Genomic DNA, 12,167 nt, shown 5'->3' on the forward strand with positions numbered 1-12,167 from the left:
CGAACAAGATGCGGCCATTATCGTGAACATGCCTGAACGAGATCCTGCCATGAGTGAAGAGATTCTGATCAACATCACGCCGATGGAGTCGCGCGTGGCGGTGGTCGAAAACGGTGTGCTGCAAGAAGTCCACGTCGAGCGCACGCAAAAACGCGGGATCGTCGGCAACATCTATAAAGGCAAGATTGTCCGGGTGCTGCCGGGTATGCAGGCAGCGTTCGTCGACATCGGTCTGGATCGTGCGGCGTTCATTCATGCTGCGGAGATTTCTCTGCGCGAAGGCCCTGCGGTGGAAAGTATCAGCGCGCTGGTGCACGAAGGTCAGAGCCTGGTGGTGCAGGTCACCAAAGACCCGATAGGCTCCAAAGGCGCGCGGTTGACCACGCAATTGTCGATTCCGTCGCGCTACCTGGTGTACATGCCGCGCACCGCCCACGTCGGTATTTCGCTGAAAATCGAAGACGAAGCCGAGCGCGATCGCCTTAAGCAGGTGGTCACCGATTGTGTGGCCAAAGAAGGCATCAAGGAGGCTGGCGGGTTTATTCTGCGTACCGCCGCTGAAGGCGCCGGGGCCGATGAGATCCTTATGGACATCCGCTATCTGCGGCGCCTGTGGGATCAGATCAACGAACAGATCAAAACCATATCTGCGCCGAGTGTGATCTACGAAGACCTCGGTCTGGCCCTGCGTACGCTGCGTGACCTGGTCAATCCGAAGATCGAGAAAATCCGCATCGATTCCCGGGAAACCTTCCAGAAAACCACGCAGTTCGTCGCCGAACTGATGCCTGAAATCGCCGATCGTCTGGAACATTACCCGGGCGAGCGGCCGATTTTCGATTTGTACGGCGTCGAAGACGAAATCCAGAAAGCGCTTGAGCGCAAGGTACCGCTGAAATCCGGTGGCTATCTGGTGGTCGATCCGGCGGAAGCCATGACTACCATCGACGTCAATACCGGGGCATTCGTCGGTCATCGCAATCTGGAAGAAACCATCTTCAAGACCAATCTCGAAGCGGCCACTGCGATTGCCCGGCAGATGCGTCTGCGCAATCTGGGCGGGATCATCATCATCGACTTCATCGACATGGAAGATGAAGAGCATCAGCGCCAGGTGTTGCGTACGTTGGAGAAACAGCTGGAGCGCGATCACGCCAAGACCAACATCATCGGGATTACCGAGTTGGGCCTGGTGCAGATGACCCGCAAGCGTACCCGCGAAAGCTTGGAGCAAGTGCTGTGCGAACCGTGCAGCAGTTGTCAGGGTCGCGGCAAGCTGAAGACTGCGGAAACCATCTGTTACGAGATTTTCCGCGAGATACTTCGTGAAGCCCGAGCCTATCAGGCCGAGGGTTATCGCGTGCTGGCGAACCAGAAAGTGGTCGACCGACTGCTCGACGAAGAGTCCGGCAACGTTGCCGAGCTTGAAGGGTTTATCGGGCGCACCATTCGCTTCCAGGTGGAAACCATGTATTCCCAGGAACAATATGACGTGGTGCTGCTCTGAACCCCTGCGTTATCTTTTTTCCACAGCGGCTGGCCTCAGCTTTTCGCAGTATTTTTGCCATGGGAGCCAACTGACATGGACCGTCTGACACGCATTTTGGCCGCACTCACCCGCTGGGGGCTGGGCCTGTGCGCGTTGGTTCTGGTGTTGATGGCGTTGTACGTCAGTCTTGGTCGCGAGCTGACCCCGTTGGTGGCCGAGTACCGCACCGACATCGAAGACAAGGCCAGTGCAGCCCTCGGCATGCCGTTGCAGATTGGCGAGCTGGAGGGTAATTGGAGCGGGTTCGCGCCGATCCTGCTGGCCCATGATGTGATGGTCGGCGACGGTGCCAATGCCCTGCGTCTTGATCGAGTGCGTGCACTACCCGATCTGTGGGCCAGTCTGTTGGCCCGCGAAGTGCGCATCGCTCATCTGGAACTCAATGGCCTGAAAATCAGCCTCAAGGAATCCGAGGACGGCACCTGGGCGCTGGAAGGCTTGCCGGTGCAGAAGGATCAACCGTTCGATCCCGAGCAACTGTTCAAGCGCTCGCAAATGATTCAGCAACTGTCGGTGCTCGACAGTCAGGTGACCTTGCAGCCACTGGATCACGCGCCGATGACCCTCACCTACGTCGGCCTCAACCTGAAAACCGGTGCCAGTCGTCAGCGTATCGATGCACGTTTGACCCTGCCTGATGGCCAACCCGTTGCACTGAACCTGCGAACTCGAATCCGCCCCGGCCAATGGCAAGACAGCGCGATAGAAGGCTATGCCAGCCTGCCGCAAAGTGATTGGTCGAAGTGGCTGCCAGAGCGCCTCACTCAACAATGGAATTTCTCCGAGATCAAGGCCGGCGGCGAGCTCTGGGTGAACTGGGCCGAGGGCGCGCTGCAAAGTGCGGCGCTGCGTTTGAACGCACCGCAAGTGACTGGCGCCTACGCCGAGCGCAAGCCGATCCAGATCAACAATCTGGCGCTCAACGCCTACTACAAAAACAGTGCCAACGGCGCGACCGTCACCCTAGATTCGCTGGCGATGAACTTCGGCGAAACCCGTTGGGAGACGCGCGTGCAAGTGCAGCAGACGCGCGCCACTGACAAGGTCGACGAACTCTGGCATTTGCAGGCAGATCGTCTCGATCTCACCCCGATCACCCCGTTACTCAATGCGTTGGGGCCGTTGCCGCAAGGCTTCGCCACGGTGGTCGAGCGCCTGAAAGTGACCGGTGGGCTGCGCAACGTGTTGCTGGATTTCCGCCCGAACGCCACTGACGGTACGAAATTCGGCTTTGCCGCCAACCTCGATCGTGTCGGTTTTGATGCCTATCACGGCGCCCCTGCGGCGCGAAATGTCAGCGGCAGCCTCAGCGGTAATCTCGATGGTGGCGAGTTGCGCATGGACAGCAAGGATTTTGTCCTGCACCTCGATCCGATCTTCGCCAAGCCCTGGCAATACATTCAGGCCAACGCACGGCTCACCTGGAAACTGGATAAAGACGGCTTCACTCTGATCGCGCCGTACCTGAAGGTACTGGGCGAGGAGGGCAAGATTGCCGGCGACTTCCTCATTCGCCTGCATTTCGATCACAGCCAGGAAGACTACATGGACTTGCGGGTCGGTCTTGTCGATGGCGACGGCCGCTACACCGCCAAGTATTTGCCCGAAGTGCTGAGCCCGGCGCTCGACGAATGGCTGCGCACCGCGATTCTCAAAGGCGCGGTGGATCAGGGCTTCTTCCAGTACCAAGGTTCGCTGAGCAAAAATGCCGGCGAGGCCGACCGCAGCATCAGCCTGTTCTTCAAGGTGCATGACGCCGAACTGGCCTTCCAGCCGGGCTGGCCGCATGTGAGCAAGGTCAGTGGTGACGTGTTCATCGAAGACAGCGGCGTGCGGATCTGGGCCAGCAAGGGCCAGTTGCTCGATACGCAGGTCAGTGATGTTTTCGTCAATATTCCCCATGTTCCGTCGGGTCAGAACACCCATATGTTTCTCGACGGCGCATTTGCCGGTGGTCTGGGTGACGGGCTGAAGATCCTGCAGGAAGCACCGATCGGCACCGCCGATACCTTCGCCGGCTGGGAAGGCTCGGGCGATCTGCAAGGCAAGCTGAAACTGGATATTCCGCTGGCCAAGGGAGACCAGCCGAAAATTCTCGTCGACTTCAAAACCGCCAATGCGCGGCTGAAACTGGCCGAACCGAAACTGGAGCTGACGCAACTCAAGGGCGACTTCCGTTTCGACAGCGCCAAGGGGCTCAGTGGGCAGAACATCGCAGCTCGGGCGTTCGACAAACCGGTCACCGCGCAAATCTTTGCCGATGGCAGCCCCGGTAAGCTCAGAACCCGAGTGGCCGCTTCGGGACAGGTAGAGGTCAAGAAACTCACTGACTGGCTCGGCGTGACTCAGCCGTTACCGGTGACCGGGACGATTCCCTATCAGCTGCAACTGAACCTCGACGGCGCCGACAGCCAGTTGATGGTCAGCTCCAACCTCAAAGGGGTGACCGTCGACCTGCCCGCACCGTTCGGTATGGCAGCCGATGTCGGTCGCGACACGGTCTTCCGCATGACTCTGCAAGGGCAGGAGCGGCGTTACTGGGTCAATTACGATCAACTGGCCAATTTCACCTTTGCCGCACCACCGACGAATTTCGCTGACGGGCGCGGCGAGTTGTTTCTCGGTGCAGGCGAAGCTGTGCTGCCGGGCGGCAAGGGCTTGCGTATTCGCGGCGTGCTGTCGGAGCTGGACGTTGCGCCGTGGCAGGAACTGGTCAACAAATATGCCGGACAGGACCCGGGCGGCAGTGCCAAGCAACTGTTGAGCAGTGCTGACTTCAAGATCGGCAAGCTCACGGCGTTCGGCACAACGCTGGATCAGGCCTCGGTTCAGGTCAATCGCAAACCGGGGGCGTGGAATCTGGCGCTCGACAGTCAACAGGCCAAAGGCACTGCCAGCCTTCCGGACGCGAAAAGCACACCGCTTGCGGTGAATCTGCAATACGTTCGACTGCCGGCGCCGGACCCGACGGTACAGGCCGACGAAAATTCACCAGACCCGTTGGCGTCGGTGGATCCATCGAAAATTCCGGCGCTGGATATCACCATCAATCAACTGTTCCTCGGCCAGGATCTGGTCGGTGGCTGGTCGCTCAAAGTGCGCCCGACCGCCAAAGGCATTGCCCTGAACAACCTCGACATGGGCCTCAAAGGCATTCTGTTGCAGGGCAACGGCGGCTGGGAAGGCGCGCCGGGGTCGACCAGCAGCTGGTTCAAGGGCCGGATTGGCGGCAAGAATCTGGCCGACGTGCTCAAGGGCTGGGGCTTTGCGCCAAGCGTGACCAGTGAAGAGTTCCATATGGACGTCGATGGCCGCTGGCCGGGTTCGCCGGCATGGCTGGCGACCAAACGCTTCTCCGGCACCCTCGATGCGTCGCTGAACAAGGGCCAGTTTGTCGAAGTCGAGGGCGGTGCGCAGGCACTGCGGGTGTTTGGGCTGCTGAACTTCAACTCCATCGGCCGCCGTTTGCGTCTGGATTTCTCCGACCTGTTCGGCAAAGGCTTGAGCTACGACCGGGTTAAGGGACTGCTGGTTGCCAGCAACGGTGTGTATGTCACACGGGAACCGATTCGCCTGACCGGGCCGTCTAGCAACCTCGAACTGAACGGTACGCTGGATCTGGTCGGTGATCAGGTCGATGCCAAATTGCTGGTGACCTTGCCGGTGACCAATAACCTGCCGATTGCCGCGCTGATCGTCGGTGCCCCGGCGGTCGGTGGTGCGCTGTTCCTCATCGACAAGCTGATCGGTGACCGTGTGGCACGTTTTGCCAGTGTGAAATACACCGTCAAAGGCCCGTGGAAAGAACCGAAAATCACGTTCGACAAGCCTTTTTGAACAGCCAGGCCTTGAGACGATGGAGTAGCATGGCCGCATATGTCTTGCGGAGTTCGCCATGTCTTTAGCGGTCATTCAAATGGTCAGCCAGAGTGACGTGCTGGCCAATCTGGCTCAGGCCCGGCGCTTGCTCGAACAGGCTGCGGCCGGTGGTGCGAAGCTGGCCGTGTTGCCGGAAAACTTCGCTGCCATGGGCCGTCGCGACATCGCTGACATCGGTCGCGCTGAAGCATTGGGCGAAGGTCCGATCCTGCCATGGTTGAAACAGACGGCCCGCGACCTCAGGTTATGGATAGTCGCCGGCACGTTGCCGCTACCACCCATCGATCAACCTACGGCCAAGTCGCATGCATGCTCGCTGCTGATCAACGATCAGGGCGAAACCGTTGCTCGGTATGACAAGCTGCACCTGTTTGATGTGGATGTGGCGGACAATCGCGGGCGTTACCGCGAATCCGATGACTATGCTTATGGCGGTGGTGTGGTGGTTGCGGATACACCGGTCGGCAAAGTCGGTCTGACCGTGTGTTATGACCTGCGCTTTCCGGAGCTGTACAGCGAATTGCGTGCCGCCGGTGCCGAGTTGATTACGGCACCTTCAGCCTTTACCGCGGTGACCGGCGCGGCGCATTGGGATGTGCTGATTCGCGCGCGGGCCATCGAGACTCAGTGTTACGTGTTGGCGGCAGCACAGGGCGGGACCCATCCGGGACCGCGGGAAACCTTCGGGCATGCGGCGATCGTCGACCCGTGGGGGCGTGTGCTGGCGCATCAGGATCAAGGCGAAGCGGTGCTGTTGGCCGAACGCGATAGCGACGAACAGGCGTCCATCAGGGCGCGAATGCCGGTGACGCGTCATCGGCGGTTTTTCTCTCAGGGCGCACAGCGACCTGCTTCAGAACATGAATTTAAGGCCTAAACCATGAGCGAGTTGTTGTCCTCAGTCAGTGATCACCTTTTGGCGCCCGGCGGCGTGACGATCGAGAGCCTGCAAGGCGTGCTCGGCGATTTGGCCGGCCCGGGCATCGATGCTGCCGACCTGTATTTCCAGGGCCAGATCTCCGAGTCCTGGGCGCTGGAAGACGGCATCGTCAAGGAAGGCAGCTTCAACCTCGATCAGGGTGTCGGCGTGCGTGCGCAGTCCGGTGAGAAAACCGGTTTCGCCTACAGCAACGCGATCACTCTCGAAGCCCTCGGCGCTGCGGCGCGTGCAGCACGCTCGATTTCCCGTGCCGGGCAAAACGGCACGGTGCAGGCGTTCTCCACACAAGACGTCGCCCAGCTGTATGCGCCGGACAATCCGCTGGAAGTGCTGACCCGCGCCGAGAAAGTCGAACTGCTCAAGCGCATCGACGTCGCCACTCGCGCCCTCGATCCGCGCATCCAGCAAGTCAGCGTGAGCATGGCCGGGGTCTGGGAGCGGATTCTGGTGGCGTCCACCGACGGCGGACTGGCGGCGGATGTCAGGCCACTGGTGCGCTTCAACGTCAGCGTCATCGTTGAGCAGAATGGTCGTCGCGAGCGCGGCGGCCATGGCGGCGGCGGGCGTACCGACTACCGTTATTTCCTCGCTGAAGACCGTGCCATGGGCTATGCCCGTGAAGCGCTGCGTCAGGCGCTGGTGAATCTGGAAGCCATTCCGGCACCGGCCGGTACTTTGCCGGTGGTGTTGGGTTCGGGCTGGTCTGGCGTACTGCTGCACGAAGCAGTCGGCCACGGTCTGGAAGGCGACTTCAACCGCAAGGGCAGTTCGGCCTACAGCGGGCGCATGGGCGAGATGGTCGCCTCGAAACTCTGCACCATCGTTGATGACGGCACCCTGAGCGGGCGTCGTGGATCGCTGAGTGTCGACGACGAAGGCACCCCGACCGAATGCACCACGCTGATCGAAAACGGCGTACTCAAGGGCTACATGCAGGACAAGCTCAACGCGCGCCTGATGGGCGTCGCCCGTACCGGCAACGGTCGTCGTGAATCCTATGCGCATCTGCCGATGCCACGGATGACCAACACCTACATGCTCGGCGGCGAAAGCGATCCGGCGGAAATCATCGCTTCGGTGAAGAAAGGCATCTACTGCGCCAACCTTGGCGGCGGTCAGGTCGACATCACCAGCGGCAAGTTCGTGTTCTCCACCAGTGAGGCTTATTTGATCGAGGACGGCAAGATCACCGCACCGGTCAAAGGCGCGACGTTGATCGGCAACGGTCCCGAGGCGATGAGCCGGGTGTCGATGGTCGGTAACGATCTGGCGCTGGACAGCGGTGTGGGGACGTGTGGCAAGGATGGACAGTCGGTGCCGGTGGGTGTTGGCCAGCCGACGCTGAAAATCGATGCGATCACCGTGGGTGGCACGGGCGCATAAGATGAGGTGGAGTTGCGGGTGGCGCACAGGGCGACCACCCGATGACGAATATCAACGCAGACCGCGTTGAGTCTCGTCCAGCTCACGGATGTACTTGAAGATCTTGCGGCTCGATGCAGGAGGTTTGTTTTGCGCAACCTCATGCTGGGCCTGACGGATCAGGGAACGCAATTGCTGGCGATCGGCGTCCGGGTACTCGACGACGAATTTCTCCAGCACGGCATCGTCGCCCGCGATCAGGCGATCACGCCAGCGTTCGAGATTGTGGAAACGCTCGTTGTACTGGCGAGTCGAGGCATCCAGTTGATCGAGCAGCGTCAGAATCGCGTCAGTGTCCTGATCGCGCATCAGCTTGCCGATGAACTGCAAGTGCCGTTTACGCGCGATGTTCGCGGTGTGCTTGGGCGCATCGGCCAAGGCACGGCGCATCGCGTCGGTCAGCGGCAGTTTTGCGATCAAGTCAGGCTTGAGTGTTGTAAGGCGCTCGCCGAGGTCAACCAGAGCATGCAGCTCGCGTTTGACCTGAGATTTGCTTTTTTCTCCCGTATCGAGGGAGTCGTCGTAAGAATCAACCATGGTGGCAGTCCGCAAAGAAACGCCGCCATGATAACCAGTCGGGGGCCGCTTGTCCGGCCCGGTCGCTCGATGACCCCAGCCGAAAGCAGAATTTGAGTGGAGATGAGCATGAGTGCAGTTCAAAGCGTCGGCCCGCAGGCATTGCCGGCACTGCAGGAACAAGTCGAGCAGATCATCGCCGAAGCCAAGCGTCAGGGCGCCAGTGCCTGCGAAGTCGCGGTGTCGCTGGAGCAGGGGCTGTCCACATCGGTACGTCAGCGCGAGGTCGAAACCGTCGAGTTCAACCGCGATCAGGGCTTTGGCATCACGCTGTATGTCGGCCAGCGCAAAGGCTCGGCCAGCACGTCCGCCACCGGGCCTGATGCGATTCGCGAAACGGTCGCCGCTGCACTGGCCATCGCCAAGCACACGTCCGAAGACGAAGCGTCAGGTCTGGCCGATGCCGCCCTGATGGCCAAGGATCAGCAGGATTTCGATCTGTTCCACGAATGGGATATCACCCCGGAGCAGGCCATCGAGAAGGCATTGCTCTGCGAAGCAGCGGCGTTTGATGCCGATGCACGAATCAAGAACGCCGACGGCACTACGCTCAGCACCCATCAGGGTTGCCGCGTTTACGGCAACAGCCACGGTTTTATTGGTGGCTATGCGTCGACCCGGCACAGCCTGAGCTGCGTGATGATCGCCGAGGCTAATGGCCAGATGCAGCGTGATTACTGGTACGACGTGAACCGTCAGGGCACTTTGCTCGCTGACCCGGTGAGCATTGGCCAACGTGCCGCGCAACGGGCGGCGAGCCGTCTGGGCGCACGTCCGGTGCCGACTTGCGAAGTCCCGGTGCTGTTTTCTGCAGAACTGGCGGGTGGGTTGTTCGGTAGCTTCCTGTCGGCGGTTTCCGGCGGAAGTCTTTATCGCAAATCGTCTTTCCTGGAAGGCACGCTAGGGCAGAAACTGTTCCCGGAATGGCTGACCATCGACGAGCGTCCGCACCTGATGCGCGCCATGGGCAGTGCTTCTTATGACGGTGATGGCCTGGCAACTTACGCCAAACCGTTCGTCGAAAAAGGTGAGCTGGTGTCGTACATCCTCGGCACTTATTCCGGGCGCAAACTCGGCATGCCTAGCACCGCCAACGCCGGCGGCGTGCACAACCTGTTTGTCACCCATGGCGATGAAGACCAGGCTGCATTGCTGCGTCGCATGGGTCGTGGGCTGTTGGTCACTGAGTTGATGGGCCATGGTTTGAACATGGTCACTGGTGACTATTCTCGCGGGGCGGCGGGTTTCTGGGTCGAGAACGGCGAGATCCAGTTCGCGGTGCAGGAAGTGACCATCGCCGGCAATATGCGCGACATGTTCAAGCAGATTGTCGCCGTGGGCAATGATCTGGAGTTGCGCAGCAATATCCGCACCGGTTCGGTGTTGATCGAACGGATGACGGTTGCGGGCAGCTAAACCCAGTCCCGTAACTCCAAAAGGCGCGCCATCCGATCGGGTGGCGCGCCTTTTTTATGCCTGCCACAACGATGGCTCCTAAAAAAGGCACTCTTGTTTTGGTTCTCATTATCATCTAATAATGAATCTCATCTCCGAACGAGTCCCGGATCATGAGTTCTGCCTTGCATGAGCAGCCGTACCTCGAAAGCTGGCGCTGGATGAGTCGCCAGATCCGTTGCGCGATGGATCCCGACGAACCGCGTCTGATCGAACACTATCTGGCCGAAGGCCGGTATCTGGCCTGCTGTACCGCAACTTCCCCGTGGACTATCGCTGAAACCTCGTTCCGTCTGCTGCTCGACACAGCCACCGACATCGCCTTGCCGTGGCACTGGCGCAGCCTCTGCCTCGATCAAGCCTGGCGCCCGTTGCGTGAAATGGAGCGCCTGTCGCTGTGCAATTGCCGGCTCAAACGCTGGCAGCGTTACACCTGGCAACTGGCGACCTGCGAGTTGCAACCCTCGATTCCTCTCATTGAACTGGTGCAAGGATTTACTGATGACCAAGACTCGTATTGAGCGCGACAGCATGGGCGAACTGCAGGTGCCGGTGGACGCTCTCTACGGCGCGCAAACCCAGCGTGCAGTGGATAACTTCCCGATCAGCGGCAAGCCGATGCCGGCGCAATTCATCCGCGCGCTGATTTTGGCCAAAGCCGCCGCCGCCCGGGCCAACGTCGAACTCAACCAGATCAGTGCCGCCCAGGGCAAAGCCATCAGCGACGCCGCCCAAGGCCTGCTCGAAGGCGACTTCATGAAGCACTTCCCTGTGGATATCTTCCAGACCGGGTCCGGCACCAGCTCCAACATGAACGCCAACGAAGTGATCGCCACGTTGGCCAGCCGTCTTCTCGATGAGCGAGTCAATCCGAACGATCACGTCAACTGCGGGCAGAGCAGCAACGACATCATCCCGACCACCATCCACGTCAGCGCCGCGCTGGCGTTGCACGAACAACTGCTGCCGGCGCTGCTGCACCTGGTGCAAGTCATCGAGCACAAAGCCGGGCAAGTGCATCACCACGTCAAAACCGGGCGCACGCATTTGATGGACGCGATGCCTGTGCGCATGAGCCAGGTACTCAACGGTTGGGCACAACAACTCAAGGCCAACATCGGCCATCTGCAAGACCTGTTGCCAAGCCTGCAATCCCTGGCGCAGGGCGGCACGGCGGTGGGCACTGGCATCAATGCGCATCCTGAATTCGCCGCGCGTTTCAGCCGCCAGTTGAGCCAACTCACCAACGTGCAGTTCACCCAAGGCAAAGACCTGTTCGCGCTGATCGGCTCGCAGGACACCGCCGTCGCCGTCTCCGGGCAACTCAAGGCGACCGCTGTGTCGCTGATGAAAATTGCCAACGATCTGCGCTGGATGAACTCTGGCCCGCTCGCCGGCCTCGGTGAAATCGAACTTGAAGCTCTGCAACCGGGCTCCTCGATCATGCCGGGCAAGGTGAATCCGGTGATCCCGGAAGCCACCGCCATGGTCGCAGCCCAAGTGATCGGCAACGATTCGGTGATCACCATCGCCGGCCAGTCGGGCAACTTCGAACTCAACGTGATGCTGCCGATCATCGCTCAGAACCTGCTGAGCAGCATCGAACTGCTGGCCAACTCCAGCCGCCTGCTGGGCGACAAGGCTATCGCCAGCTTCAAGGTCAATGAGTCGCGGCTCAAGGAAGCGCTGTCGCGTAACCCGATTCTGGTCACCGCGCTCAATCCGATCATCGGGTATCAAAAAGCCGCCGAAATTGCCAAGCAGGCCTACAAGCAGGGTCGCCCGGTGATCGACGTCGCCTTGGAACACACCGACCTGTCGCGCAGCCAACTGGAAGAGTTGCTCAACCCCGAGAAACTCACCGCCGGCGGCGTGTAATCACCGCAACCGCTTTGGAGGTTCACCATGGAGCACTGGAAACGCACGATCGAACGGGCCAATCGCTGCTTCATGCTGGGAGAGCTGATTGACGCCCGTGAGGCTTACCTGCAAGCCCTGGCCCTGGCGCAAGTCTTGTTCGAACGCTGGGCAGATGCCGACGAAGCGGTGGCGGCCTGTGTCATCTCCCATCACAACCTGGCGGATCTGCACCTGCGCCTGAATCAGCCGGAGGAAAGCGCCGAGTATCTCTGCGCCATTCACCAGCGGTTGTTGCAGACCATGCAGGACGAGCGTTTACGCTTGGCCCTGCGCGAAGCAGCGTTGCGCCAAAGCAGCAAGACCTACGTCGAGTTATTGAATTTCATCAGCGAGCACGGCGAATACCCGCGCACTCAGCGCCTGCTGCACCCGGATACCGGCAATGCGCGCCGCGCGCCTGCCCCACATCATCATGGAGTCCACTGA

9 protein-coding genes are annotated in these 12,167 nt (G+C 60.3%); 8 read left to right on the forward strand and 1 reads right to left on the reverse strand.

What is annotated here, in order from left to right; all coding sequences use genetic code 11:
• The first annotated feature begins 49 nt into the window (after positions 1 to 49).
• From rng to tldD, 4 genes are all read left to right on the forward strand, one after another.
• The gene (gene rng / locus ACA074_RS04350; RefSeq protein ID WP_305441406.1) at positions 50 to 1,507 is read left to right on the forward strand and encodes a ribonuclease G; all 1,458 of its coding nucleotides are present in this window, start codon (positions 50 to 52) and stop codon (positions 1,505 to 1,507) included.
• 75 nt (positions 1,508 to 1,582) lie between these two features.
• Positions 1,583 to 5,386 (forward strand): YhdP family protein, encoded by a 3,804-nt coding sequence (locus ACA074_RS04355; protein ID WP_497678506.1) that lies wholly within the window; start codon positions 1,583 to 1,585, stop codon positions 5,384 to 5,386.
• A 58-nt stretch (positions 5,387 to 5,444) separates the two neighbouring features.
• Entirely contained in the window at positions 5,445 to 6,305 is an 861-nt protein-coding gene (locus ACA074_RS04360; protein WP_305441410.1) for a carbon-nitrogen hydrolase family protein, read from the forward strand.
• 3 nt (positions 6,306 to 6,308) lie between these two features.
• A complete protein-coding gene (gene tldD, locus ACA074_RS04365; protein ID WP_064387936.1) occupies positions 6,309 to 7,751 on the forward strand; it encodes a metalloprotease TldD in 1,443 nt (480 codons plus the stop codon).
• Positions 7,752 to 7,802: 51 nt separating this feature from the next.
• Here the strand turns inward: tldD and yjgA are convergent, their stop codons facing one another.
• Positions 7,803 to 8,327, reverse strand: a complete 525-nt coding sequence (gene yjgA, locus ACA074_RS04370) for a ribosome biogenesis factor YjgA (protein WP_007915377.1) — start codon at positions 8,325 to 8,327, stop codon at positions 7,803 to 7,805.
• Between the two features lie 102 nt (positions 8,328 to 8,429).
• Between yjgA and pmbA the strand changes: the two genes are divergently transcribed.
• From pmbA to ACA074_RS04390, 4 genes are all read left to right on the forward strand, one after another.
• A complete protein-coding gene (gene pmbA / locus ACA074_RS04375) occupies positions 8,430 to 9,782 on the forward strand; it encodes a metalloprotease PmbA (RefSeq protein WP_187676772.1) in 1,353 nt (450 codons plus the stop codon).
• 152 nt (positions 9,783 to 9,934) lie between these two features.
• Positions 9,935 to 10,342, forward strand: a complete 408-nt coding sequence (locus ACA074_RS04380; protein ID WP_095190848.1) for a FagA protein — start codon at positions 9,935 to 9,937, stop codon at positions 10,340 to 10,342.
• Positions 10,323 to 11,699, forward strand: a complete 1,377-nt coding sequence (locus tag ACA074_RS04385) for a class II fumarate hydratase (RefSeq protein ID WP_489879230.1) — start codon at positions 10,323 to 10,325, stop codon at positions 11,697 to 11,699. The genes ACA074_RS04380 and ACA074_RS04385 overlap by 20 nt, the downstream gene beginning before the upstream one ends.
• A 27-nt stretch (positions 11,700 to 11,726) precedes the next feature.
• Complete coding sequence (locus ACA074_RS04390) at positions 11,727 to 12,167, forward strand: DUF2753 family protein (RefSeq protein WP_110719038.1); 441 nt, start codon at positions 11,727 to 11,729, stop codon at positions 12,165 to 12,167.

It is taken from the genome of Pseudomonas sp. LBUM1655 (assembly GCF_059716085.1).

Bases quoted from the DNA above. Each gene is read 5' to 3' on its own strand.
- ACA074_RS04390 (WP_110719038.1), top strand. From the start codon at position 11,727: ATGGAGCACTGGAAACGCACGATCGAACGGGCCAATCGCTGCTTCATG.
- ACA074_RS04355 (WP_497678506.1), top strand. From the start codon at position 1,583: ATGGACCGTCTGACACGCATTTTGGCCGCACTCACCCGCTGGGGGCTG.
- ACA074_RS04385 (WP_489879230.1), top strand. From the start codon at position 10,323: ATGACCAAGACTCGTATTGAGCGCGACAGCATGGGCGAACTGCAGGTG.
- tldD (WP_064387936.1), top strand. From the start codon at position 6,309: ATGAGCGAGTTGTTGTCCTCAGTCAGTGATCACCTTTTGGCGCCCGGC.
- ACA074_RS04360 (WP_305441410.1), top strand. From the start codon at position 5,445: ATGTCTTTAGCGGTCATTCAAATGGTCAGCCAGAGTGACGTGCTGGCC.
- rng (WP_305441406.1), top strand. From the start codon at position 50: ATGAGTGAAGAGATTCTGATCAACATCACGCCGATGGAGTCGCGCGTG.
- ACA074_RS04380 (WP_095190848.1), top strand. From the start codon at position 9,935: ATGAGTTCTGCCTTGCATGAGCAGCCGTACCTCGAAAGCTGGCGCTGG.
- yjgA (WP_007915377.1), bottom strand. From the start codon at position 8,327: ATGGTTGATTCTTACGACGACTCCCTCGATACGGGAGAAAAAAGCAAA.
- pmbA (WP_187676772.1), top strand. From the start codon at position 8,430: ATGAGCATGAGTGCAGTTCAAAGCGTCGGCCCGCAGGCATTGCCGGCA.